Here is a 25,392-nt window from a genome sequence, read left to right on the forward strand (position 1 = left end):
AAAGTTAAATTACTCAAGCGCTCATGCAAATTATGCTCGGCTTAAAGGGAAGGGATTGGACGCCTCCATTCTTCCGGCGTCCCGCTGTCCCTCCTCGGCTTACGAGAGTTGAGGTTCCGAGGACTCCCGCGAACACGTTGAGTCAGCGACATTCCAGTTAGGGGTGTCCTGATTCATCGTACACAGCTTTATGCCTTAGCTACGTCCGCCAATCGTTTTTTGAAACGCGGCTCGCTCACCAAGGCGCTTGATATAGTCGGAGATAGCTGGGTACTCGCTCAGGTCAAGCTGTAACATGATCGGGATATAACTCAAATACGATCCCACCGCCACATCAGCCACACTAAACTCGTCACCTAACAAGAACGGTTGATTCTGTAAACGTTGCTCAAGCGGGGAAAATAATTTCGGCATTTCCCGCTCTCGACTCGCCTCCACAAAAATTCCCGGACCAAGGGTTGCATTGGCAAACAGAATCCATTGAGCGATCGTTGCTTGTTTTTCCAATCCGTTCAGGTTGCCATATTTTTGAGCCAGGTAGAGCAAAATTGCCCCTGACTCCCACAGTTGAAAATCCCCATCCACAATAGCGGGGACTTTGCCCATGGGATTAATCGCCAGATAATCGGGCTGGCGATGTTCCCCAGCTTGCATGTCCAACAACACATAGTCATAGGGAACGCCCAATTCTTCCAAATACCACTGGACAATTGACGCTCGACTGCGGGAGCCACCATAAAGTTTTAGCATCGTCGTTTGGGTTAGAGAACTTTGTGAGTATACTCGTGCTGTTTAACGTCGTCTTCCTTTCGTACAACCCGTACCTGATTCAGCAAACGCTTGCGTTCGATCGAGTAGTTAAAATCATCGCGTGTTGTACCGGGCGGAATGTGGGCTTGTGCCTCCGGACGAGTTTTGTAGGTGCGAGCTGCTGCGATCGCACGGACGATAAAATCATCGCAAAAATGAGCTTCGGCGGGAAATTCCGGCGGTTTTTCGGGGTTATCACCACTGATCACCTCACCCAGTGTTGTGCCACGCGCCATGGAATAGGAGGTAGGAATCCCTTTGAGAATTGCCTCCAGAGCCGCCGAAGGAATCGGTTCCAGGATTTTTACCTCCTCAATTTCACCCTCTTGTTTCAAGAAGCAGGTGGCTAATCCTACGACTAAATAGTTCTGTGCACTAACGTCAGGAGCATCCTGTAATGCTGTTGCCGTTGCCATATTTTGAGTTTCCTTTACGATTCCTAACCCAAACCAATCAGTTACTTCGGTTGCATTTTACCACCTTATTCCTTACCTTCTGCCTTGGAGCCTAATCACTGTCAGCCGAATGTAAAGAAACATTGCAGATTTCTGGCACATCACCGTTAGCCCTGTAAGGTTGGGGGACGGAGCATCGCCAGATGGCAATAAAGATCGAGAGTGCTAATCGCCAGCGGAATGAACTCGTGTTGGATTGTGCCAATTGCTGTAGGGTCACACAGCTAGCGGGGTGAACAACACCCAGGATAGAGGGAATGACTCAGCGTTATTCATTAAGCTTTCAGGAAAGCAGCTAAGCTGTGCTGTAGATTTCTCATAGAACATCAATACGTTGGGTTGGGTGGTGATTATTAAGAGGAGTAAAGACGCCTCAGGAAGTGACACACCGACACCAACTCGCGGGGTGCAGCCAGACGTAAGGTTGATTGTAGATAGACCGCAGGTGTTGTTGGAGGACGATTATGAACGCTCATGTATTTATCAAAGGCGATGAAGAGAATAGACAATGGACTCCCATGTCCCGCCGCAAACCCCAGCCTTTACCCACGATTAAACTGACCCCTCGAACCCTTAACCACCTTTCGATTAAGAGTTTACGCACTTCGGCTCAACGCAAAGCCAAACAGGGAGAGTATAGTAGTGCGATCGCACTTTTGAGTCAGGCAATTAAACATCATCCTACCCACGCCATTGACTATAACAACCGAGGATTGATTTACTTCCAAATGGGTCAGCGTCAAAAAGCTTTAGACGATTACAACCGAGCTTTACAGCTCAATCCCGAATTGGACAGCGCTTACAATAATCGTGGCAATTACTATGCTGCTACGGGACAACTCGCCAAAGCACTCGCCGATTACGAAAAAGCATTGGATCTCAATCCGCGTAATGTTCGCACTTGGATTAACCAAGCCATCACGTTTCGGGAACTAGGACTTTATGACCTCGCCATCGAAAACCTGGACTTAGCGTTAATCCTAGGATGCCTACAAAACCACATCTATGCCGAACGAGGTCGTACTTATCATCTGCGAGGAGACTGGAACTGCGCGATCGCTGACTATCAACGCGCACTCTCTGAGCTTCCTGTATCTGGTACATCAGGTCGTTTGCGCCGGAAAGTTGAAACCTGGATGGGTGAGTTACTTGATCCCTTAAGCGCATGAATTTAAACTGTTATCAACCTCAACAGGGGGTTGAAGCTGTTCCCTGTTCCCTGTTCCCTGTTCCCTGTTCCCTGTTCCCTGTTCCCTGTTCCCTGTTCCCTGTTCCCTGTTCCCTGTTCCCTGTTCCCTGTTCCCACTCCAAAACTCCCTACAGCAGCCCCTATTTAGTTATTATCGGGCATGAGACGGCGATCTTCCCAGACGACTTGACGCTGATTGGGATCAACCCGATAACTTTGCTCTTGCATCACTCGTCTAGTTTGGGTTGGATCAAACGCTTCGCCGAAGTCATTGCGGAGTTTATTAACACGGCTTTGGGTGCGTTTCACTTCAGATCGTACTTCTTGCAACTTCGCCTTCTGGGACAGATGATAAGGCAACAGTTGTGCCAATCCTGCGATCGCGGCAGTACAAAGAATCAGATTTACCACTAACTTAACCGTAATTTCACCCGCAACGACGGAGTAGGAATGCCGTCGAGGACGACGCTCTTGACGCGGAACCCTGCGACGGGTTGGTAACGGTTGCCGAGTTGGTTGAGAGGTTGGAATTGCATTCATAAAGAGTTTTCCTCAGGCAATACCCTGCTGCGGATATTCAAATAAACTACAGCATTTTACTGCCATTATCCGGAATCTGAGGGGTGTGACTCAAACCGTATCTACAAGACAAGGCTTAGCATCACACCCCTCATCCTTTCCCAGCCAGATTGATTGAGAATGAGAACTACTTACTTATAGAGTGCCGTAGCTAGACGGAAGGCTAAGATACCGGGAATGAGCGCTACGACGAGAGCGACAAAAACTTGGGTATCTGAGATGCTCATTGTTTACAAGCTCCTAATTAAACGTCAATATGACCTTTAGTCTACTGGCTATTGCTCCGTTTTAGGCAGAAATTTCGGGCAACACGTTAAGATTAGTTAACAGAAGGCTGAGCAAGAGTCGCTGACGCCCTCGCCAATACTCGAAATCATTATTCATTTCATTAATGCTGGATCAAGTTTTTAAGTTACCATTCAATCTAGGAATAGAAGCCCCCTTAGTCCTGCTGATTTTGGTTGCCCTTGAAGCCGTGTTGTCAGCCGATAACGCGATCGCCCTGGCAGCAATCGCTCAAGGGTTAGAAGACAAACAACTCCAGCGACAGGCGCTGAACTTGGGCTTAGGGGTGGCTTACGTTCTGCGGATTAGCCTGATTCTCACGGCAACGTGGGTGGTCAAGTTTTGGCAATTTGAACTTCTCGGTGCTGCCTATTTGCTCTGGTTAGTCTTTGAGCATTTTACCTCAGAGGAAGATGAACAACATCACCATCATGGACCCCGATTCACGTCACTGTGGCAAGTGATTCCCCTCATTGCGATTACGGATCTAGCGTTTTCCTTAGATAGCGTCACCACCGCGATCGCGATTTCTGACCAAATCTGGCTGGTTCTAGCGGGTGGCACTATTGGTGTGATTACCCTACGGTTTATGGCAGGATTATTCATCCGTTGGTTACAGGAGTATGTCAACCTGGAGGATGCGGGTTACATTACCGTCGGTCTAGTCGGATTGCGACTTTTGGTTCGGGCGATTAATCCCGAATTCGTGCCGCCAGAATGGTTAATGATTACCATTATTGCCTTGATCTTCCTTTGGGGATTTTCTCAACGCACGAATGAAGCAGACAACTCACTACCAGAGGTTAATGAACAGCCTGAATCAGTCGGTGGGAAAAATTAAAGTTAATGGCGAGGATCGTCATCTGTCATTTGTCATACTCGCTCCCTCTGCTCCCTCTGCTCCCTCTGCTCCCTCTGCTCCCCCAGCTCCCCCTGCTCCCCTGTTCCCTCCCCTCACCACCTAACTATTAGGCATTACTCCGGCGATAATCGCTGCTAAAATTGCCACACCAAAGGCGACACGATACCAGACAAAGATCCAAGTATTCTGAGTTTGTAGGTAACGAATTAGCCATGCGATCGCCGCATAGGAAAATATGGCTGATGAGATCACCCCCACGGTGAGAGGCATAAATCCCCCCTCCCCAACTCCAGAGTCTAATAAATCCTTGAACTCAACTAACCCGGCTAGGGTAATCGCGGGGATACCTAGCAAAAAGGAAAAGCGGGCGGCTGTTCCTCTTTCCAATCCCATAAACAAGCCCGCTGTAATCGTGGAACCTGATCGCGACACCCCAGGAATCAGCGCCAAGGCTTGAGCAAATCCCATCAAAATGCCATCCTGCATCCCCAATTTATCGAAATTGCGTTCTCTCGTACCGATCTTTTCGGCAACACCCAACAGCAGCCCCATAAAAATTGAAGCACAGGCGATCGCGACGGTACTCCGTAGGGGCGAATTATCAAAATCGGGAATAAATATCTTAATTAACAAGCCACAGAAGACAATCGGTAAAGTACCCAAGCCGATACCCACCGCCATGCGAAAATCGTTGGCTTGGTAATCCTTCCTCTGAATTGCTTTAATCGTACCTGTGGAAATTTGCCATAAGTCTGACCAAAAATACCACAGTACGGCGGCAATACTCCCCAGTTGAATAATTGCCGTAAAAGCCACCCCTGGATCACCCCAGCCTAATACCACGGGCACTATTTTTAAATGCGCTGTACTGCTGATCGGGATAAACTCCGTTAACCCCTGCACCATTCCCAGTACCAACGCCTGAACCATGTTCATCTGGGAGGTGGATTGGGTTGTGGGTACGGCGACATCTGTCGGAATGGTGGTGCCAAAACTCTTCAACGGTATGGTGAGTAAGGCACTCAGAAGGCTAATCCTGAAAAATTTGAACCACCGCCACTGCAATTTGATCATGTAAGTCGTCGGACCCAATTCAAGTTAAGCATGAGGACAAGAGAACAGGGAACAGGGAACAGTAAGGATCTGAGGCTGGTTAAAATTCCCAATCCCTAATTACTAATTACCAGTCACCAGCTTTAATCGGAATTCTGGCATAGCTTGATCGCGATCGCAAACTTTCTACAGGTGCTAGCCGTACTCTATAATGGGTTATATCCCCCTAGGGGGGATAATGCTCATGATATATTGAGATATGTAAACATAAGTAAAGAAAATTAAAGAAATCGTGTTTCGCAATAGTATGTTTTCTGATACCTCCTCCAACTACTCCAATCCCTCAGAAGAGGTTCTATATTTGATGCCAATCCGTAGCCCCCTGAATGGTCTAGGTATAGGCTCAAAAGCTAGAGTGCAAGGCTGGTGGCTGTTTGCTGCTGCCTCATTTTTGGTTTCTGTCCCTGTGTTTGTGCAAGCGCCATTAGTCCGGCAACTTCCCTGGTTGAGTTTACTGTTGACCTTAGGATGGATATGGCTGGGATTCAAGCTACTGGCGCATCCAACCCTGCGAGTATGGGGAGATTTGTTACTGGGTTTTAGTTGGTGCTGGCTAGCCGGTTCAATTTATTGGGGCTGGCTGCGGGCTGAACCTCTGTTACATTTACCCATCGAAGCCATTGGTCTACCGTTTGCCCTATGGGGGTTATGGCGGGGTAGAGGCGCTGTAGGTAATTTGTTTTACCTGGGTTCTCTGTTCGGGACGGCTCTCACCGATGTATATTTTTATTTAACGGATTTGATTCCCTACTGGCGTCAAATCATGGACGTTGATCCAGCCTTGATCACCCCGATTTTGCAAGAGGCGATCGCCCAAGTGCAAACCCCTTGGGGAATTAGCTGGGCAGCGGTTTTAGGATGTACACTAGGATTAGTAGGATGTGGGGCATTGACCCGGGGACGATTGCCGTGGTGGGCATTTAGTGGGGCAGTATTGAGTACAATTTTGGTAGATAGCCTATTTTGGCTAGCAGCTACACTGCAATAAAAACTCATGAATGTCTACAGTAAACAAATATTGACATTGGACAAGGTGGGCAGTGAAGTTTCCGGAATCACTCGTTTGGCTTCAGAATGCATCTACTAGGATATAAACTTAATCCTCTGTTTACTTTTTAACCCGTCGTTGCTTCTGTGCCTGTGGTGACTCTACGATCCACTCCCTATTTACTTCTACCGACTGAGACTGGTAACCGCTACCTCCCCCTGGTGGGTAGTAACTGCTGGACGGTTGGTCGCGGAGATGATAATAATTTTGTGCTCTCAGATCGTTGGATTTCCCGAAATCACGCGATGTTACAGTGTACGGAAACTGGTGATTTCTATCTGATTGATTTAGGAAGTCGCAATGGTTCTTTCGTGAATGGACGCCGTGTGAGTATTCCGGTGACATTACGAAATGGCGATCGGCTAATGTTTGGTCAGACTGAACTGGAATTTCACTCGCCATCCGATACCCGCGATCGCGACTATACCCAACCTCCGAGTAGTGAAACGCTAACCTCTACGTTACATGTGCGCCGCCTGATGTCGGTGATGGTGGTGGATATTCGCGATTTTACGGTTCTGACTCGCCAACTGGATGAAAAGATTCTCTCGGCTGTGATTGGCACCTGGTTTCGCCAATCGGGAAATATTATCCGCAAATCGGGAAGTTGGGTGGATAAATATATTGGCGATGCGGTAATGGCAATTTGGTTTCATGGACATAAAGGGGTGAGTAAAGACGAAGCCCTGAATGTATTGCAAGCGGTTAGCGATTTGCACCGGATGACCGCCTCTCTTTCCAGTCAATACCCCCTACCCTTCCCCCTACGCATTGGTACGGGAGTGAATACGGGGTATGCGATGGTGGGAAATACCGGTAGTGGCGATCGCCCGGATTATACCGCCATTGGTGATACGGTGAACGCCGCGTTTCGTCTGGAATCGGCGACGAAACAAATTGGTCTGGATATTGCGTTGGGAGAAGATACCTATCAGTATCTAGAAGAGTTAGGATACCACGAGCTGGGCTTTAAACAACATATTGTGACTCTCAAAGGGTATGATAAGCCAACTACTACTTATGCCGGAACCTATGCTGATTTGAATAAGTTCTTAGCGACTCGCTGTTCGGAAAATCTGACCTAAGGTTGTTTTTTCCTATATAAGTAGAGGCTGCTGAATTTGATTTATTCGCTAATTCAATTAATATATAGCAATCCTATTTGAGTCGTGTCCAAAAATCTGATAATTTTCGGGAATGGGCAATGGGAAAGAGTTTCAAAGCTTTTTTCTATTTTTTGATTTTTCACAACCTATTTAGGATTGCTATAGATAGATGGCATGGTATGAAACTAGGACTTACGCAGCTACACCACAGATGATGGCACTACGCAAAATTTAATGAAGAATACTTACAGGAATTCTATAGTTTTAAGTAATTTTATTAAACGGATTAAATTTTTGCGAAATTTAATCAAATTTCCCGCTTAAAATCTGTATAAATGATTACTATAGACTCAAGTTCTCACTAACGCTGCGATCGGGGGACTGGGACTATGAGTATTCTGAGTTTTGCTGCTGACAAAAAATTCTCCACCGGGGATGGTGCAATTGCCATTGGTACTGGAGACTATAACGGCGATGGATATCTCGACTTAGCTGTTGCTAACAATCTGGCAAACAACGTTTCTATTCTCTTGGGCGATGGTATCGGAAACTTCGGTACTGCCCCATCATTGACGGTAGGAACGGCTCCTTATGACATCACGGTAGCGGATTTCAACGCTGATGGCAACCTGGACTTGGCAGTGACGAATTACGACTCTGATAATGTTTCAGTGCTTTTGGGGAATGGAGTTGGGGGGTTTAGTGCCGCGACGAACTTTGGTGTGGGGACTCAACCCAGGTACTTGGAAGTTGCCGATTTGAATGCGGATGGAAAGCTGGATTTAGTGGTCACCAACGGTGGTTCTAGCAACGTCTCGGTGCTGTTAGGGAATGGAACCGGGGGTTTTGGCACGGCTACCAACTTTGACGTAGGGGGGACTAATCCCAATAGCGTTGTTGTTGCTGATTTTAATGCTGATGGGAACCAAGATATAGCACTCAGAATCTTCACGCCTAACAAAGTTGCTGTCCTTTTAGGGGATGGAACAGGTGGTTTTGGCATTCCCACTCACTTTGTCGCTGGGACAAATCCCATTGGTTTAGCGGTAGAGGATTTTAACCAGGATGGGAAACTCGACCTCGTCGTGTCAAACTACGGTTCCGACAACGTTTCTGTCCTATTGGGTAATGGCTCTGGCGGGTTTGGGTCGGCTACCAGCTTTGCTGTGGGGTTTGATCCCTCTGCTTGGATCAGTGTGACAGATTTCAATAGTGATGGCAACCCCGACTTAGCTGTCCCCAACTACCTCTCTGACACGGTTTCGGTACTATTGGGAAATGGGTCAGGTGGTTTTAACGATGCTATCCATTTCCAGGTCGGAGATGGTCCCCAGGGTATTGCAGTTGGAGATTTCAACCAAGATGGTAAACCCGACTTTTTCGTGGCTAACCAAGACTCCGATAACATCTCTCTACGCCTCAATACCACGAACTTCCCACCGATCGCCAATGACGATAACTTCACCACAACTGAAGATTCGGCTATTTCTCTGAATCTGTTGGCAAATGACAGTGATTTAGACAGTACCGATACGCTCACAATTAGCGCTGTTGATACCGCCAATACCCAAGGTACGGTACAACTGAATCCCGATGGCACCGTTACCTACAGTCCCGCCACCGCGTTTCAATCCTTAGGTGTTGGTGAAAGTACCACGGATGAGTTCACCTATACCCTAGATGATGGCAATAATCATACCGCCACGGCAACGGTTACCGTAACAGTTAATGGCATCAATGATACCCCGATTGCCATTTGGTGCAGGTGAAACCGTTAATATTACGATAAATCCGGTGAATGATGCGCCTGTTGCCCAAACGGATACCATAACCACTCCCGCTGATACGGCTATTCTATTGAATGTTCTAGCTAATGATAGCGATGCGGATAATAATAGCCTGATTCTGGAGAGTTTAGAGACTCAAAATACTTTGGGAACTGTGACCCAGAATGCTGATGGCACGATTACCTATACGCCTGATCCTGATTTCCAATCTTTAGCTGTTGGAGAAACGGTTACTGATACATTTGACTATACCATCAGTGATGGCAATGGTGGTACAGATACAGCCAACGTCACGATAACGGTAACTGGGGTTAATGATGTTCCCATTGCCGTAGACGATAGTGCCACAACCAGTGAAAATGGGGCGATTACTATTGATATTTTAAATAACGATAGTGACCCAGATACAAGTGACAATCTCAGTATCAGCACTATTGATTCCACTCAAACTCAGGGAACAGTCACTTTAAATTCAGATGGCACAGTTATCTATAATCCGGGTACAGCATTTCAGTCTTTAGTCGCTGGGGAAACAGCTACAGATACATACAGCTACACCGTAAGTGATGGAAATGGCGGTAGCGATACAGGAGTTGTCACCGTAACAGTCGCCGGAATTGACCCACCTGCGATTCCCGTTTCTTTTAGTGATGCCACGAATTTTGTCGTGGGAGATAGTCCTCGTGGTCCAGGTATGGGGATAGCCGATTTCAATTTAGATGGCAACTTAGACATTGTAGTTGCTAACCAGTTTTCCAACAATGTTTCAGTTCTATTCGGAAATGGTGATGGTAGCTTTAGTGCTGCTAACAACTTTGACGTTGGAAATGAGCCTATATCCGTTGCTGTTGGAGACTTCAATGCTGATGGCAAACCGGATTTTGCCGTAACAAAACATGGCATCAACAAAGTTTCAGTACGGTTAGGGGATGGCGCTGGCGGCTTTAGCACAGCTAGCGATTTTACGGTGGGAACGAATCCTGCTCAGATTATCGTAGAAGACTTTAACTTGGACAACAACTTAGATTTAGCCGTTACTAATTGGAATTCTAATAATATTTCTGTTCTATTAGGTAATGGCTTTGGTGGCTTTAGTCCCGCTACAAACTTTGGGGTAGACACGAATCCTTATAGTTTAGCTTTTGGAGACTTTAATGGAGATAGTCAGCCGGATTTAGCTGTATCAAATGCAGGTTCTAACACTGTTTCTGTACTATTAGGGAATGGGTTGGGTGGTTTTTTTTCGGCTACTCATTTCAGCGTGGGAACAACTCCTGATCGCCTTGTTATCGGAGACTTCAATCTGGACAGCCAACTCGATCTGGCTGTTGCCAATTTTGGTTCCAATAATGTCTCTGTTTTGTTAGGCAATGGGTCAGGAGGTTTTGGTACGACAACTTATTTTGACGTAGGAATTGCACCTAGTGACCTTACATTAGGAGACTTTAACGCCGATGGTAAGCTAGACCTTGTCACAACTAATTACTCCTCCAGCAATGTTTCAGTTTTGTTAGGCAATGGCTTAGGAAATTTTAGCAATGCCATTGAATTGGACGTCGGGAGTTGTCCTTATGGTGTGGAGATTGGAGATTTCAATAACGATAGCAAACCGGATCTCGCGGTGGCTAACTATGATTCAGATAATGTCTCTATCCTCCTCAATACCAGTAACTTTCCTCCTATTACGCAAAACGATACTATTACCACTGATGAAAATACGCCCCTAATTTTTAATCCGCTCACCAATGATCAAGAACCGGATGGCGATACTCTCACCATTGACCGCCTGGAAACCAATACTAGCCAAGGTATCGTCACTCTCAACGCCGATGACACCGTTACCTATAATCCTGGTACAGCCTTTAACCATTTAACTACACAGGAAACGGCTACTGACACATTTAATTATGTGGTTAGTGATAGCACAGGACGCACAAATACTGCCACTGTTACCGTAACGATTACTGGAATTAATGATGCGCCCACACTCAACCCCTTTAACAAAATTGGACAAGAAGATAGTGCTATCACCTTCACCGATACAGACTTTATCAATGCCTATTTTGACCCAGAAGGAGATGACTTTACCGCGATAAAACTGCTTTCCTTACCCCAAAACGGCACACTTACCTTGAACGGTAATACCGTTACCCCTGACCAAGATATCTCAATTACTGACTTAAACACTCTCACATTCACGCCCGATGCTAACTATAGTGGTAATACCAGTTTTGTCTGGAATGCTGCCGATGGGACAAACTATTCAGCAGGAACAACGGTTAATTTAATCATTAATCCTGTTAATGATACTCCTGTCGCCGTTGCAGATAATGCGACAACTCAAGAAGATACTGCCATCGCGATTAATACTCTGGCAAATGATACAGATCTTCTCGATGATGATACCTTATATATCGATACATTCGATATCTTCTCAACCCACGGGGGTACAATTACTCGTGACCAAAGGGGAACTCCCAATGATGTCACAGACGATTATCTTCTCTATACTCCCGCCCCAGGATTTAGTGGTGAAGATTCCTTTAACTACACGATTACCGATGGACAAGATACAGATACCGCAACAGTAACCATCACGGTTAATCCGGTGAGCAATTTAACCCTATTTGGTACACCCAATAACGATACCCTCACCGGGGGAAGTGGTAACGATATCCTGTTCGGATTCATGGGTAACGATGAACTGCGTGGGGGGGGCGGCTAATGATATCCTGAGTGGTGGAGATGATAACGATTCCCTCTGGGGTGATGCAGGCAATGACAAACTCATGGGTGATAACGGCGATGATATCATCCACGGCGGTAGTGGAGATGATATTATTCAGGGCGGACTAGGAAATGACCAACTCTTTGGAAACGACGGAGATGATATCCTTGTTGGGAATAGCGGCTTTAATCTGATTCGGGGCGATAGTGGAAATGATCGTCTCTACGGTGGTGATGGTATTGATTGGTTAGTTGGAGATCACGGTGATGATACCCTGATCGGAGGTAACTCTGACGATAACCTCTTCGGCGGTGCTGGGAATGACATTATTAGTGGTGGTACAGGGATAAATCAACTGTACGGGAATCAAGGGGCTGACCAATTTCAATTAATCGCTGATTCCGGGATAGATACAATTTTTGATTTTCAAGTCGGTGAAGATGTCTTGGGTTTGGAATCAGGTTTAACATTCAGTCAACTGCTGATTGTTCAAGTCGAAGACAATACATTGATTTCTGTTGAGAACAGTGGTGAAGTATTGGCAACTCTAATTGGAATTCAAGTCAGTCAAATTAGTCAAGGTGATTTTGTCATGATTTAATCTCAAATCCGCCTTTATTACCCCCTGAGGCGGCAATTAAAATTGCTGCTACACAAGTTAGTGCGTTACGCTACTGGCGTGACCCACCTAAAATGGTGAAATAGATTTGGTTCGTAGTGAGGGCTTGAGCCAACTCCAGCTAGGCGTTAAAGCACTCTTCGTGCTTACTACAAACAAAGTCCTATTTTAACCCGGTCACGCCACTACGTTAACACACGATGGCGCCGTGACCCAGCTAAAATTGTGCAATAGATTGATGGTTAAATTGGGCGCACGTCGGTGCGCCCCTACGATTCTAATTCACCATTTTAGGTGGAATGTCACTGACTTAAGTCTGGTGGGCAATGCCCACCCTACGGCATATCAAGGGTTTTGGAGATCTGACAAGGCTTATTTCAGTGCCATTCATTTTAGGTGGGTCAGCCCACTACAGATCGAGCCTTTGCGTAAGTCTTAAATATGTGATGTGGCGTTTGTGCTGAAAAGGGTGGAGGATATCAACGATAACAAACATGGAAAACCTCGGCAAACTTGGCGATTACCACGGGGCGGACTTGGTCTACGGTAAGATCAGGAATAAACTGGGCAAGACTACCCACGGGTTTATCGGCAATTCCACAAGGGACGATGCGTCCAAACCCACTTAAGTCGGGGCAAACATTGAGGGCAAAGCCATGCATGGTAATCCAACGACTGACTTTAATGCCAATGGCTGCTACTTTACATCCCTCTAGCCAAACGCCCGTCATCCCGGTTTCGCGATCGCCTTTGAGTCCATAAACCGCCAACACCTCAATTAAGACGGCTTCTAACTGCCGCAGATACCAGTGTAAATCTTGCTGATAATGGCGTAAATTGAGAATGGGATAGCCGACGAGTTGACCGGGACAATGGTAAGTGACTTCACCTCCCCGTTCGATGCGGTGAACCTCCCAGTCAGCTTCTGGGGGGTTGAATTTGAGGAAGTCTAAAGAAGCACCTTGACCTAACGTATAAACTGGCGGATGTTCCAGTAATAAGAGAACATCATCAAGGGTGGGATCGTTAATCCGTTGTGACCACAGCGATCGCTGTTGTTCCCAGGCGACGGTGTAAGGTACAAGTCCTTGATTGTATAGTCGGCATTGACGTTGCGCCATTCACATTCTATCGTCTGATCAATACTTCCCTATTATGAAAGACAAACTTATCTATTGGCTGAATCAGTTATTAGTGGCTGATTTTTTCCTGGTTTTATTCAGCTTCTTTTGGTTTGCGATCGCACTGTTGGGGCGATCGGTGGGTGTTTCCCTGGGATTAGACCTGTGGTATAGCTTGTGGAACCCTGTCTTTACGCCTGCGATCGGTCTTTTAATGGCAGGTGCGCTGTTCACTGGACTGATGAACCAGATTAACAAGCGCTTGAACTCCGATTGAACCCTCTTTGGACACTATTTTAGGGTATTCAACCGGACATATTCAACCGGACATGATATGACAAGTCGTTTTAGTGGCTAAACCCGCCCCTACAGATTTTGATTACTTAGCCGACGCTTTAACTATGTTCCAACAAGATTGCGCGATCGCCCAATCTTCTTGGGTATGAATCACAAAAACGCGCACGCTTGAATCTTCTGTGGAAATATCGGTATCTACAGGATTTGTTTCATTCTTATTTGAGTCGATTTTAAGTTCCAAAAATGCTAAGGCGTCACAGGCTGCGGATCGCACAGAGGCTTGATGTTCGCCAACTCCACCTGCAAAGACTAATACATCTAATCCGCCTAAAGATGTTAGCATTGCCCCTAAATAGAAGCGCAAGCGGTGGATATAAACATCCAAGGCAAGTTTAGCTTGTTCATTACCCGCCGCGATCGCGTCATTGATTTGGCGCATATCACTACTTACACCCGATAATCCTTTTAATCCCGATTCTTTGTTCAATAAATGCTCTAATTGATCCGCATTATACCCCTGTCGCATCAGTTGAATCAGAATCGATGGGTCAATGGAACCGGAACGCGAACCCATCATTAATCCTTCTAAAGGTGTATAACCCATAGTTGTATTAATACTGATACCATCCCGGATGGCGGCTAAGGAACACCCATTGCCTAAATGACAGGTAATCACTCGTAATGATTTAGCCTCTTTTTCCAATAACTGGGCAACTCGTTCCAGGCAATATTGATGACTTATCCCATGAAAACCATAACGACGTATTCCTTGATCCAGCCAGTCTTTAGAGCCTGGATAAATCGCAGCAGGTAAGGGCATTTGACCATGAAATGAGGTATCAAATACCGCTATTTGGGGTATATCGGGCAAAATATTCTCAATCGCCTCAATTCCTTCTAGATTGACTGGATTGTGGGATGGCGCTAGGGGAGACAGAGACGCGATCGCATCTTTCACTTCAGTATTGATAAGCGTCGGTTGACTGTATTTATCGCCGCCATGAACCACCCGATGTCCGACTATATCAATGTCACTCAGTTGGGAAATGACTTGAGTTTGACCGCGCCAAAGGGTATTCAGCATTTGAGCGATCGCCTTCATTCGATCATCGGTGGGGAGGCGTTCCTCTATAGATCGTCCTTGAGACGTTTTAACCTTTAAACCTTCTGTATCGGATTGTCCAGTCCACTCAATTTTGGCTTCCCATATTGGTTCTGGCGGAGAATTGGGTAAAGATTCGCCAATTTCATACAAACAACTTTTTTGGGTACTAGAACCCGCGTTTAATACTAAAACTTTCATCGGTGATTCGGATAACAAATTAAATGAAGGGTGGGGCGGGGGCGGGTTTAATCCAATCTAGGTGCGCCAAAAAGGATAATAGTGAAACCCGCCCCTACAGACGAATATTAACCCTATTGCCTATTGCCTATTGCCTATTGCTACACAGCTTCCCTCTTGCTCCCCTCTCCCAAGCTTGGGAGAGGGGCTGGGGGTGAGGGCTGTAACATAAGTTGAAACCCGCCCCTACAGATGAATCTTAATCCTATTGCCTATTGCCTAACAAATGACCAATGACCAATGACCAATGACCAAATTAACACCACTGCCAATTGGTAATCTCTTCAGGATCTTCGCCATGCTCACAGATATACTGCCCATGAGCCGCTAGTACATATTCATAGTGACGCACCCGATCATTTGCCCGTGCGGACACACGCGGATTCTTCTGTGCCGCTAAACGAATCCCTTGCATAATTAAATGATAACGGCTTGTACCATTGCGGACTTGCATATCAAAGGGTGTAGTGGTTGTCCCTTCTTCCCGGTAGCCATTAATATGGAATCGCCCAATCGTTGGACGCCCAAACAACATTTGTTTAATCAGTGACGGATAACCGTGGAAGTTGATAATCACGGGTTTATCCGGGGTGAATAGGGCAGTGAACATATCATCATCTAACCCATGAGGATGAGTGGAATTTTGTTCCAGAATTAATAAGTCTGTCACATTAACCACTCGTATCCGTAACTCCGGTAATTCATTTCTGAGGATTTGCGCGGCTGCCATGACTTCTAACATGGGACAATCGCCAATTCCCACCATTACCACATCCGGATCAACCCCATCATCGATACTTGCCCATTGCCACACTGAACCGCCCGCCCGACAATGGGCGATCGCGTCTTCCATGGATAACCATTGCGGTAGAGGATTTTTGTTGGCGATGACTAAATTGACATAGCCTGTACTCTGCAAGCAGTGGTCAACCGTACTCAAAAGACAGTTGGCATCGGGGGGTAAATACACCCGTGCATAGTCGGCTTGCTGATCTAAGACACTATTAATAAAGCCCGGATTTTGATGAGAAAACCCATTATGTTCCTGTCGCCACAGGGTTGAAGTTTCCAAGTAATTCAGGGACGATACAGGGGGACGCCAGGGAAATTCTTTGGAGTATTTTAAGAACTTGGCATACTGATCCATCATCGTGGTGACAATGCCCAAAAATGCCTCGTAGGAGGGGAATAAACCATGTCGTCCGGTGAGGAGATACCCTTGTAAAAATGCCTGACAGGTATGTTCACTCAGCAATTCAATAATCCGTCCCCCATCGGGTCCAATCTCGCCATCAAAGGCTTCGGTGGGCCACTGATAGTTACGCTGAGTCACGTCGAGGACTTTGTAAAGGCGGTTGGATTCGAGTTCATCGGGGCAGAAAATCCGGAAGGTGCTGGGATTTTCCTGAATCACATCCCGGAGATATTGTCCGACTCTGTAGGTATTACTCACACTTCTTTCACCCCGTTTACACCCTTCGCCAGCTTCGGGATGTTCTACCGGGACAGCATAGTTAAAAATATCCGGTAAATCTAAGGGTTGACGCATACGCCCGCCGAAGGTGTGGGGATTGCTGCCCATGCGCCGTTCCCCTTGGGGACATTGGTCTAAAATGTCGGGTAGGGGTTGTCCTTGTTCGTCAAAGAGTTCCTCTGGATGGTAGGAACGGAACCAATTTTCCAGCAGTTCTAGATGTTCGGGATTACTTTTAACCCCTTTGAGGGGAACTTGGTGAGACCGGAAATTCCCTTCAATCGGTACACCATCGGCTTCTTTAATCCCTGTCCATCCTTTGGGCGATCGCAAGATGATTAGGGGCCAACGGGGTTTGCTGAGGCGGTTCCCAGAACGGGCGGCTTGTTGAATCCGACTGATTTCTTGATATGCCCAATCCATTGAAGCATACATATCGGCATCCAAGTCCTCATCTTCGACAATTCGCACTTGGTAGCCGTACCCGGTAAACAGATGTAGCAATTCCTGATCACTCATCGTGCCAAAAATAGACGGGCTGGCAATTTTGTACCCATTCAGATGCAAAATCGGTAAAACTGCCCCAGATTCAGCCGGATCAATGAATTTATTACCATGCCATGCTGTAGCGGTGGGTCCAGTTTCTGACTCACCATCGCCAACAATACAAGCGACGACTAGATCCGGGTTATCCATTACCGCCCCAAATGCTGTCGCCAAAGCGTAGCCTAGTTCTCCGCCTTCGTGAATCGTACCCGGAATCCCCGGATACAGGTGAGAGGGAAAGCCACCGGGCCAAGAAAACTGCTTGACTAACCGATGCACTCCAGCTTCATCGAAGCTAAGGTCATCATAGTAATCCCGTAACGATCCTTCTAGGTAAAGATTGGCAAGGTTAGCGGGCGCACCATGTCCGGGTCCGGTCACCAGAAACATGTTGGCATCGTAACGCCGGATCAGTCGGTTGAGATGGGCATAGACTAGGTTAATACCGGGACAAGTCCCCCAGTGACCCAGTAAACGATCTTTGATATGCTCAGGTTTTAAGGGTTCGCGTAAGAGAACATTATCTTTGAGATAAATTTGAGTCGCCGCTAGGTAGTTAGCAGCACGGCGATATTTCGCGATCGCGTCCAGTTCTGATCCCTGATTTTGCCGGACTTGGGCTACGGGAATGTCCGGTTGAGATAAAGACGCTTTGGGCGTTGAAGTGGTTATTGTCATGATTTATTAATATTCAAATTACATTACAGGAAATTTTGACTGCCACGGTAGCGGTACTCATCTCCTGTGCAGTTTACCCAAACTTGTCGGGGGAATTCTCCTACTAGGGATAGATCATGCCTTTTTGTACATGCACAGGAGTAGGGGAAGTAGAGACGCGCCATGGCACGTCTGTCAATTGTAGGGGCGGGTTTAGGGACTAAAACTCAATAAGAAGCCGATAACTGAACAACAAAACCCGCCCTTATTCAGAAGTCAAACACGGGCTGATTTTATCGATAAATTATAAAAGTTAATTATTTGTAATATATTTTTTACAAAACTATACATAAAAAGGGCAAGTTGAAACTGAGTAATGAGTAAAAGAACTCGGCTAGAAAAGTTTGCCCCTATGAATACCTGTAAAAAATGGATGACCCAATTCTCGACTCCCTTCTTCACGAAATGTCTACCCTTAATGGGAACAATTCTCGCAGGACTTAGCTTCACCTCCTCATCTGCAGCCGTTACTCTCAGTAATGGTTCATTAGAGGTAACGATTAGGGATGATAACGGGGCAATTGATGCACTTATATTTGATCAAAAAAGTTTCTTCCGTAGCGACTTCTTTAATCCCGGAAATCCAGTCTCTGATTTTGGCTTCCAGAATGGAGCGAATCCCGCTACGTTTACAAGAAACACAACCACAGGAATCACTGAACAACCTGTTACCGTTGCCAAAGCGGGTGAATCGGTCGTCGTGACAGGGACTTATACAGGAGGCGGCGCGACTGTTGATTTTAGGCGTACCTATTCCCTAATAGATGAACTCAATGCTTTGCTGGTTAAAACCGATTTAGTGAATAATGGTTCAGCCGTTGAGCTTCGATATTTTGATACGTTTGACCCCGACCAAGGGATTGATCAATGCCATGGCTTCGAGACATTTAATGATGTATTTACACTGGACACGGCTGCCGGAATTGCCACGGTGGGTCAAGCAACCGAGTTGGGGGGTCTAACAGTTATTTTAGGTTCATTAGACACTAAAGCGACCGTTGGTGCAGATCTGGGTTTATCTATCAATAATGGGTTTGAGTTAAATACTTTCTTGAATACTCCCTCTGATCCGAATGGAACCTTTGCCGATGTTGGTATACACATTGGTAGAAAAGATGTACTTCTGGCGGCGGATGACACCGCTTCGTTTGAATACATCCAAGGTTATGGAAAATCAGTTGCAGCAGCGCAAGCGGAATTTAAGTCAGCGGCGGCGGCTACGGTTCCGGAACCACCTCCTCTACTGGGCTTACTCGCCATGGGAAGTTTCTTCGTTTTCACCGCATCTGGCGCAATGAAGGGAAGGGAAATGAAGGGAAATGAAGGGAAATAAAGCATTAAAGTCCCAACTTCTTCCAAAAGTCAGAGATCGGGTGGATGATAATGCGATATGGTGATGAGAGTCTCTTTAGTTTCCAGTGGCAACAGGATTCTTCTATAGTAATATGTAATATATCTCTCCTGCTCCCAGACGTGCCATGGTACGTCTCTACTCTAAATAAACTTGGCAAATTGTGATTAACACTCCTGTGCATCTGCTCCTCATTGATGAGGACCCAGATGAACGAGCCTTAATCATTCGTCAATTGCAGCAAGAGTTTTCCGCACTGCACGTCGCCCAGCCGACCAATGCTAAAGACCTAAATCAGGTACTTTTAGACGGTCATTTCGATATCGCGATCGCGGACGATGAACTTCCTTGGACAACAGGTATAGCGGTCTTTAAGCAGGTTAAACGCCTGCAACCCACTTGTCCATTTATTATGTTCACCAGTCAAGACAGTGTAGAACTCGCTGTAATGGCAATGAAAGCGGGTATAGATGACTATATTATCAAATCGCCGTCCCATTATAAAAAATTGGTGACAGCCGTTCGTTCTGCGTTAGCGCCTAAGCTAAAGTCTCAATCTTTTGGGCTAGAAGCGACTCCACCGATCACCATTTCCCAGAACCTGCAACTGATCGCGACACTCCAAGCTAGGGTCACTCAGCAAACAACAATTGTGCGGTTTAGTCAATATGCCTTAAGGGGGATTGACATTGATTCGTTAATGAATTGTGCGGTGACTCTTTTGGCAAAAACTCTCGACGTAGACTATGCCAAAGTCCTGGAATTACTTCCTCATGGTAAAGCCTTATTGTTACGGGCGGGTGTAGGTTGGCAGGTTGGCTTAGTCGGTCAAGCTACTGTGGATACGGAAACCAATTCTCAAGCCGGCTATACTCTCCTGTCTCAAGAAGCAATCGTGGTCGAAGATTTGCGAACAGAATCGCGATTTTCGGCTCCACCTCTATTACGTGACCATGGGGTTGTCAGTGGGATGAGTGTGATTATTCCGGGACTCTCATTGGCGAAGCCTGGGACTCTTAAACATTGGGATACGATGCCCACCCCCGATAGTCAACCCTTTGGTATTTTAGGCATTCATAGTACAGGTTGCCGCCAGTTTAGTCAAGATGACATTAACTTTTTGCAGGCGATCGCGAATATTCTCGGTGCAGCAATTGACCGTTGTCAACAAGGGGAACGATTGCGGATATTGGAGAGTGCGGTTAATGCGAGTAGCAATGGCATTTTAATTAGTGATCCTCATCAACCGGATAACCCGATTATTTTTGTCAATTCTGGGTTTGAACGACTCACAGGTTACAGCGCCTCAGAAATACTCGGTCGTAACTGTCGTTTCTTGCATGGAGATGACTCCAATCAAGTCCAACTTGAGGAATTACGACAGGCGATTACCACTGAAAGAGAGTGTAAAGTAACCTTGCGGAACTATCGTAAAGATGGTTCTGTGTTTTGGAACGATCTCTATATCTCACCCGTGCGAAATTCCCAGGGAAAATTGACTCACTTTCTGGGAGTACAAACCGATGTCACCGCCCAAAAATTAGCCCTAGAACGACTGCGCCAACAAGCTCAACTACTGGATTTAGCCAATGATGCGATTATCGTGCGGGATCTGGAGGGCAGAATTACCTACTGGAATCAGGGAGCGCAACGTTTGTATGGTTGGAGTAGTCAGGACGCTATTGGACAAAATGCTCACCAATTGCTGCACACGATTTTTCCCCAGGCGTTAAGCGACATTCAGGCTCAATTATGGCATCAAGAATATTGGCCCGGTGAGTTAATTCAAACGACACAGGATGGGACTCAAATTACCGTGGCGAGTCGTTGGACATTACAGCAAGATCATCAAGGTAACCCCTTAGCTATCTTAGAAGTTAATCATAATATTAGCGCATACAAACGCACTGAGAAAGCCCTGCGTCAGAGTGAACAACGATTCCGGTTAGCGGTAAATCATAGTCCGGATATGTTGGTCATCTATGATGCTCAACGACGGTTTATTTTTGTGAATACGACAACCCTTGAGCGCACAGGCAAATCATTAACGGATTATCTGGGATACAGGGATGAAGAAATTTGGTCGCCGGAGGTTACTGATCCGTATTTACCCACACTCAAGCGGGTGATAAAAACCCGCACTCCCCAGATGGTAGAAGCCACAATTACCTTACCGAATACTAACCCCTTCACCACCGTAATTAAGTATGTGCCGATGTTGAACGAGTTAGGGCAAATTGTGCAAATCCTCGGCTTTACCTTTGACATTACTCAGCGCAAGCAGCTTGAAATTCAATTGCGACAAACGATTGACCGCCTGCAAACCTTACAAACCCTTGACCAAGCCATTCTCGCTGAACAACCGCCGCCGGCGATCGCGCAAGTGGCGTTAACAGGTTTAACATCCCTGCTATCGTGTCGTCATCTGAGTGTCGTGGTGTTTGATTGGGACTCGTCGCAAGCCACGATCCTCGCCACTGACGGTGAGATGGAAACCCTAGCTGGAACAACAATTGACATAAAACATTTTACCGAAGAAATTGCCCAATTAAATGACGGTAAAATTCATCAACTTAAACCGTCAGAAACGGTGAATTTATTGCGACCTATTGTCCAAGCATTGCTCTCAAGAAACGCGAACTGTTTCCAGATTATTCCACTCAGAAGTAAGCAGGAATTAATCGGGACAATCAACCTAGACTGTCAGGGAGAAAATGACGATAATGAGGAATATAGAACGATTGTCCAAGAAGTGGCAAATCAACTCGCGATCGCGATCGCTCAATCCCGATTACAACAGCAGCTTAAACGCTACACCATCGAACTCGAAGAACGGATCACTGAACGAACTCAGGAATTGCAAGCCACCAATGCGGAACTCGAAGCATTTTCCTACACCGTTTCCCACGATCTCAGAGCGCCGTTACGGGCAATGCAAGGGTTTGCTAATGCCTTAGTTGAAGACTGTGGTTCCCAATTAGATTCAATCGGTTTAGACTATACTCAACGGATTACTACGGCTGCCCAGCGTTTGGATACAATGATCCAAGATTTACTCGAATATAGTCGCTTAGGGCGTCTAGAATTTCCCCTAAAACCGATTAGTTTAGACTCCATTGTGTCAGAAGTCCTCTTCCAACTCCAGGAACTGATTAAAAACACAAATACCCAAATTAAGGTAGCCGAGAAAGGGGTCATCCCTCTACCAGAGGTTTTGGGTCATCGTGCTACACTTATGCAAGTTGTATCAAATTTGATGGCTAATGCGATCAAGTTTGTCCCGGAAAAAGTACAGCCTCAGATACAGGTGTGGGCAGAAGAACGAAAAGACGTTAATGGTAGTACATGGATACGACTCTGGATCAAGGATAATGGAATTGGCATTGAACCGGAATACCAAGACAAGATTTTTCTGGTATTTGAACGCTTACATGGTCGTGAACACTATCCCGGTAGTGGTATTGGTTTAGCCCTTGTCCGTAAGGGTATGGAACGTCTAGGAGGGCGTTCGGGCGTTGAATCATCACTCCATCAGGGAAGCCGATTTTGGATTGAGGCGCAAAAAGTAGAGACGTGTCATGACATCTCTATTATGGAATAGGGGCGATTTTGACCGATCAGGTTTGGCTGTAAACCAATAAGTAGGTGGACACAATTAAAGTTAGCGGTGGAGATTAGGGAACAGGGAACAGGGAACAGTAAGGGTTTGAGGCTTGTTTACATAACTTAATCTAGTTAAGTTTATTTCCACCAACCTACTTAAGTGACGAAACCTGTTCCCCTCAGTATGTGAGGTTTTGAGTAAGTTTTATGGAGAAGATTATGAGTAGCAAACCTGCCGATATTTTACTCGTTGAAGATGATGATAATGACGTTTTTTTAATTCAGCGTGCATTTAAACGCCTCGATTTACCTCATTCATTGCAAGTTGTCACAAATGGAGAAGAGGCAATCAGTTACCTAGATCGCAAAGCACCGTATAATAACCTAAAATCCCATCCTATTCCAACTCTTATCTTACTCGATTTAAAACTACCTCGTAAATCTGGTCTAGAAGTTTTAGCTTGGATTCGACAGCAATCTCAGTTAAAACGTCTATTAGTTGTGGTATTAACGGCATCCAGAGAAACGCCGGACATTAATAAAGCGTATGATATGGGCGCAAATTCTTATTTAGTGAAACCTGTAAACTTTCATGATTTTTTAGAAATGATTCGTACTCTTGACCTATATTGGTTAATGTTCAACGAAAAACCGTTAGTCTGAATTATAAATTCTCTATTCCCTGTTCCCTATTCCCTGTTCCCTATTCCCTGTTCCCTATTCCCTGTTCCCTATTCCCTGTTCCCTATTCCCTGTTCCCTATTCCCTGTTCCCTATTCCCTGAAAAATGACAAATGACAATCCCGTAAGAATCCTGCTCATTGACGATAACCCCGACGATCGCATATTAGCGCTACGCCGACTAGAGCAGGAGTTTGACCATTTACAGTCTCAAGAGATTACTGATATCAGCCAACTCAAACAGGCATTAGCCGAGCAAAAGTTTGATATCGTCATCACCGATTATAGCTTACGTTGGAGCAATGGTTTAAACGTACTCCACCAAGTCAAACAGCAGTATCCAGATTGCCCTGTAGTCATGTTTACCGGGACAGGAAACGAAGAAGTTGCTGTCGAAGCGATGAAGTCAGGACTGGACGATTATATTATTAAATCCCCTCGACATTATACTCGTCTTGCCGCCGCCGTGCGAGCAGCCTGGGAGCGATCTAAGCAACATCAAGCCTTCAAAGAGATGCAACAACGATATCAACAACTCTTTGAAAGCGTACCCATTGGACTTTACCGGATGACACCAACGGGTCAAATTATTGAAGCCAATCCAACCCTGTTGCAACTGTTAGGATATCCCAGTCTACAAGCCTTGCTGGACACAAATATATCCAAGCACCTTGTTGATACCCAAGCCAATCGTTTATGGCAAAGTCAGATAGACTGCGAAGGAGTAGTACGAGACTTGGAAATACCGATGCGTCGGTGTGATAATACTATGATTTGGGTACGCTATAATGCTCGTGCTATTCGTAATGCTCAGGGCGAAGTTATGTATTATGAAGGCGCGATTGAAGATGTTACCCAGCGCAAGCAAGTGGAAGCAGAACGGACTCAATTGCTCAAGAGTGAACAAGCCGCCCGGGCTGAAGCCGAAACCGCGAATCGCTTAAAAGATGAATTTTTAGCCACCCTATCCCATGAATTGAGAACGCCCCTGAATGCAATACTAGGATGGGCGGGACTCTTGCGGAGAAAGCAGTTGAGTTCAGACAAGCTTGAGCGGGCGTTAGAAGTAATTGAACGCAATGCTAAGTCTCAAGCCCAGCTTATTGATGACTTGCTGGATGTGTCGCGGATTATTCGCGGTAACTTACGCTTAACTGTGATCCCGGTTGACTTGCAGCAGGTTATCAACGCCGCAATTGATACCTTACAACCCGCCGCTGACGCTAAAAGTATTCAGATTGACTCATTTTTAGAACCAAGCCAGACGGTAATCGAGGGGGATAGCGATCGCTTACAACAAATTGTATGGAATCTGTTGTCGAATGCGATTAAGTTTACCCCAACTCACGGACAAGTCAAGATTTATTTGGAATGGTTAGAAAATGCGGTACAAATTCGGGTGCAAGACACGGGTAAGGGGATATCAGTTGACATTGCGCCTTACATTTTTGACCGCTTTCGCCAAGCCGAAGGCTCAATAACTCGTTCCCATGGCGGACTAGGATTAGGATTAGCAATTGTGCGTCACTTGGTTGAACTGCATGGGGGAACTGTGTGGTGCGAAAGTGATGGCGAGGGAAAAGGAGCTACTTTTACCGTAGAGCTACCGCTCAAACCTCAAGCAGACGCTGAGAGCGTCGGTTTGTCTACCCCCAGTTAACAGTCACAAAAAGTAGTAA

20 protein-coding genes are annotated in these 25,392 nt (G+C 46.1%); 12 read left to right on the forward strand and 8 right to left on the reverse strand.

Going from position 1 to position 25,392, the window contains the following annotated elements:
• Window positions 1-195 precede the first annotated feature (195 nt).
• A complete protein-coding gene (locus RIE73_RS33210) occupies window positions 196-750 on the reverse strand; it encodes a glutathione S-transferase family protein (protein ID WP_446405224.1) in 555 nt (184 codons plus the stop codon).
• 11 nt (window positions 751-761) lie between these two features.
• Window positions 762-1,226, reverse strand: coding sequence for a hypothetical protein (locus RIE73_RS33215; RefSeq protein WP_446405225.1), 465 nt, complete (start codon window positions 1,224-1,226; stop codon window positions 762-764).
• Between the two features lie 503 nt (window positions 1,227-1,729).
• Here RIE73_RS33215 and RIE73_RS33220 point away from each other — a divergent pair.
• A complete protein-coding gene (locus tag RIE73_RS33220) occupies window positions 1,730-2,434 on the forward strand; it encodes a tetratricopeptide repeat protein (protein WP_446405226.1) in 705 nt (234 codons plus the stop codon).
• Window positions 2,435-2,598: 164 nt separating this feature from the next.
• On the opposite strand, the gene RIE73_RS33225 is transcribed toward RIE73_RS33220, so the two are convergent.
• Together RIE73_RS33225 and psaM are read right to left on the reverse strand one after the other, a co-directional pair.
• The gene (locus RIE73_RS33225; protein ID WP_446405227.1) at window positions 2,599-2,994 is read right to left on the reverse strand and encodes a slr1601 family putative cell division protein; all 396 of its coding nucleotides are present in this window, start codon (window positions 2,992-2,994) and stop codon (window positions 2,599-2,601) included.
• 170 nt (window positions 2,995-3,164) lie between these two features.
• Window positions 3,165-3,260, reverse strand: coding sequence for a photosystem I reaction center subunit XII (gene psaM, locus RIE73_RS33230; protein WP_446405228.1), 96 nt, complete (start codon window positions 3,258-3,260; stop codon window positions 3,165-3,167).
• Between the two features lie 164 nt (window positions 3,261-3,424).
• On the opposite strand from psaM, the gene RIE73_RS33235 reads away from it, so the two are divergent.
• Complete coding sequence (locus RIE73_RS33235) at window positions 3,425-4,159, forward strand: TerC family protein (protein WP_446405229.1); 735 nt, start codon at window positions 3,425-3,427, stop codon at window positions 4,157-4,159.
• Between the two features lie 120 nt (window positions 4,160-4,279).
• On the opposite strand, the gene RIE73_RS33240 is transcribed toward RIE73_RS33235, so the two are convergent.
• Complete coding sequence (locus tag RIE73_RS33240; protein WP_446405230.1) at window positions 4,280-5,254, reverse strand: undecaprenyl-diphosphate phosphatase; 975 nt, start codon at window positions 5,252-5,254, stop codon at window positions 4,280-4,282.
• Between the two features lie 343 nt (window positions 5,255-5,597).
• On the opposite strand from RIE73_RS33240, the gene RIE73_RS33245 reads away from it, so the two are divergent.
• The 5 genes from RIE73_RS33245 to RIE73_RS33265 all read left to right on the forward strand — a co-directional run bounded on the left by RIE73_RS33245 (window position 5,598) and on the right by RIE73_RS33265 (window position 12,563).
• Window positions 5,598-6,281, forward strand: a complete 684-nt coding sequence (locus RIE73_RS33245; protein ID WP_446405231.1) for a DUF3120 domain-containing protein — start codon at window positions 5,598-5,600, stop codon at window positions 6,279-6,281.
• A 152-nt stretch (window positions 6,282-6,433) separates the two neighbouring features.
• Window positions 6,434-7,426, forward strand: a complete 993-nt coding sequence (locus RIE73_RS33250) for an FHA domain-containing protein (RefSeq protein WP_446405232.1) — start codon at window positions 6,434-6,436, stop codon at window positions 7,424-7,426.
• A 410-nt stretch (window positions 7,427-7,836) separates the two neighbouring features.
• Window positions 7,837-9,216 carry an FG-GAP-like repeat-containing protein gene (locus RIE73_RS33255; protein WP_446405233.1) on the forward strand — a complete coding sequence of 460 codons (1,380 nt, stop codon included), beginning with the start codon at window positions 7,837-7,839 and terminating at the stop codon, window positions 9,214-9,216.
• Window positions 9,176-11,959, forward strand: a complete 2,784-nt coding sequence (locus RIE73_RS33260) for a beta strand repeat-containing protein (protein ID WP_446405234.1) — start codon at window positions 9,176-9,178, stop codon at window positions 11,957-11,959. Before RIE73_RS33255 ends, RIE73_RS33260 begins: the two co-directional genes overlap by 41 nt.
• Window positions 11,934-12,563 (forward strand): calcium-binding protein, encoded by a 630-nt coding sequence (locus RIE73_RS33265; protein WP_446405235.1) that lies wholly within the window; start codon window positions 11,934-11,936, stop codon window positions 12,561-12,563. Before RIE73_RS33260 ends, RIE73_RS33265 begins: the two co-directional genes overlap by 26 nt.
• A 497-nt stretch (window positions 12,564-13,060) precedes the next feature.
• Here RIE73_RS33265 and lipB read toward each other — a convergent pair whose 3' ends face one another.
• Complete coding sequence (gene lipB / locus RIE73_RS33270; RefSeq protein WP_446405236.1) at window positions 13,061-13,702, reverse strand: lipoyl(octanoyl) transferase LipB; 642 nt, start codon at window positions 13,700-13,702, stop codon at window positions 13,061-13,063.
• 34 nt (window positions 13,703-13,736) lie between these two features.
• Between lipB and RIE73_RS33275 the strand changes: the two genes are divergently transcribed.
• On the forward strand, window positions 13,737-13,979 hold the full coding sequence (locus RIE73_RS33275) for a hypothetical protein (RefSeq protein WP_446405237.1): 243 nt from the start codon (window positions 13,737-13,739) through the stop codon (window positions 13,977-13,979).
• Window positions 13,980-14,081: 102 nt separating this feature from the next.
• Here RIE73_RS33275 and RIE73_RS33280 read toward each other — a convergent pair whose 3' ends face one another.
• Window positions 14,082-15,302: an acetate/propionate family kinase gene (locus RIE73_RS33280; protein WP_446405238.1), complete on the reverse strand. Its 1,221-nt coding sequence runs from the start codon at window positions 15,300-15,302 to the stop codon at window positions 14,082-14,084.
• Window positions 15,303-15,597: 295 nt separating this feature from the next.
• Window positions 15,598-18,039 (reverse strand): phosphoketolase family protein, encoded by a 2,442-nt coding sequence (locus RIE73_RS33285; RefSeq protein ID WP_446405239.1) that lies wholly within the window; start codon window positions 18,037-18,039, stop codon window positions 15,598-15,600.
• Window positions 18,040-18,394: 355 nt separating this feature from the next.
• Between RIE73_RS33285 and RIE73_RS33290 the strand changes: the two genes are divergently transcribed.
• From RIE73_RS33290 to RIE73_RS33305, 4 genes are all read left to right on the forward strand, one after another.
• Window positions 18,395-19,411, forward strand: coding sequence for a hypothetical protein (locus RIE73_RS33290; RefSeq protein ID WP_446405240.1), 1,017 nt, complete (start codon window positions 18,395-18,397; stop codon window positions 19,409-19,411).
• A 181-nt stretch (window positions 19,412-19,592) separates the two neighbouring features.
• Complete coding sequence (locus tag RIE73_RS33295; RefSeq protein ID WP_446405241.1) at window positions 19,593-23,030, forward strand: PAS domain S-box protein; 3,438 nt, start codon at window positions 19,593-19,595, stop codon at window positions 23,028-23,030.
• Between the two features lie 221 nt (window positions 23,031-23,251).
• A complete protein-coding gene (locus tag RIE73_RS33300; RefSeq protein ID WP_446405242.1) occupies window positions 23,252-23,695 on the forward strand; it encodes a response regulator in 444 nt (147 codons plus the stop codon).
• Window positions 23,696-23,819: 124 nt separating this feature from the next.
• The gene (locus tag RIE73_RS33305; RefSeq protein WP_446405243.1) at window positions 23,820-25,373 is read left to right on the forward strand and encodes an ATP-binding protein; all 1,554 of its coding nucleotides are present in this window, start codon (window positions 23,820-23,822) and stop codon (window positions 25,371-25,373) included.
• Window positions 25,374-25,392: the final 19 nt, after the last annotated feature.

Origin of the sequence: Coleofasciculus sp. C1-SOL-03 (assembly GCF_040220555.1) — a bacterium.
Taxonomy (GTDB): domain Bacteria; phylum Cyanobacteriota; class Cyanobacteriia; order Cyanobacteriales; family Coleofasciculaceae; genus Coleofasciculus.

Coding starts and splice junctions, on each gene's coding strand:
- RIE73_RS33210 (WP_446405224.1), bottom strand. CDS start 750: ATGCTAAAACTTTATGGTGGCTCCCGCAGTCGAGCGTCAATTGTCCAG.
- RIE73_RS33215 (WP_446405225.1), bottom strand. CDS start 1,226: ATGGCAACGGCAACAGCATTACAGGATGCTCCTGACGTTAGTGCACAG.
- RIE73_RS33220 (WP_446405226.1), top strand. CDS start 1,730: ATGAACGCTCATGTATTTATCAAAGGCGATGAAGAGAATAGACAATGG.
- RIE73_RS33225 (WP_446405227.1), bottom strand. CDS start 2,994: ATGAATGCAATTCCAACCTCTCAACCAACTCGGCAACCGTTACCAACC.
- psaM (WP_446405228.1), bottom strand. CDS start 3,260: ATGAGCATCTCAGATACCCAAGTTTTTGTCGCTCTCGTCGTAGCGCTC.
- RIE73_RS33235 (WP_446405229.1), top strand. CDS start 3,425: ATGCTGGATCAAGTTTTTAAGTTACCATTCAATCTAGGAATAGAAGCC.
- RIE73_RS33240 (WP_446405230.1), bottom strand. CDS start 5,254: ATGATCAAATTGCAGTGGCGGTGGTTCAAATTTTTCAGGATTAGCCTT.
- RIE73_RS33245 (WP_446405231.1), top strand. CDS start 5,598: ATGCCAATCCGTAGCCCCCTGAATGGTCTAGGTATAGGCTCAAAAGCT.
- RIE73_RS33255 (WP_446405233.1), top strand. CDS start 7,837: ATGAGTATTCTGAGTTTTGCTGCTGACAAAAAATTCTCCACCGGGGAT.
- RIE73_RS33260 (WP_446405234.1), top strand. CDS start 9,176: ATGGCATCAATGATACCCCGATTGCCATTTGGTGCAGGTGAAACCGTT.
- RIE73_RS33265 (WP_446405235.1), top strand. CDS start 11,934: ATGAACTGCGTGGGGGGGGCGGCTAATGATATCCTGAGTGGTGGAGAT.
- lipB (WP_446405236.1), bottom strand. CDS start 13,702: ATGGCGCAACGTCAATGCCGACTATACAATCAAGGACTTGTACCTTAC.
- RIE73_RS33275 (WP_446405237.1), top strand. CDS start 13,737: ATGAAAGACAAACTTATCTATTGGCTGAATCAGTTATTAGTGGCTGAT.
- RIE73_RS33280 (WP_446405238.1), bottom strand. CDS start 15,302: ATGAAAGTTTTAGTATTAAACGCGGGTTCTAGTACCCAAAAAAGTTGT.
- RIE73_RS33285 (WP_446405239.1), bottom strand. CDS start 18,039: ATGACAATAACCACTTCAACGCCCAAAGCGTCTTTATCTCAACCGGAC.
- RIE73_RS33290 (WP_446405240.1), top strand. CDS start 18,395: ATGAGTAAAAGAACTCGGCTAGAAAAGTTTGCCCCTATGAATACCTGT.
- RIE73_RS33300 (WP_446405242.1), top strand. CDS start 23,252: ATGAGTAGCAAACCTGCCGATATTTTACTCGTTGAAGATGATGATAAT.
- RIE73_RS33305 (WP_446405243.1), top strand. CDS start 23,820: ATGACAAATGACAATCCCGTAAGAATCCTGCTCATTGACGATAACCCC.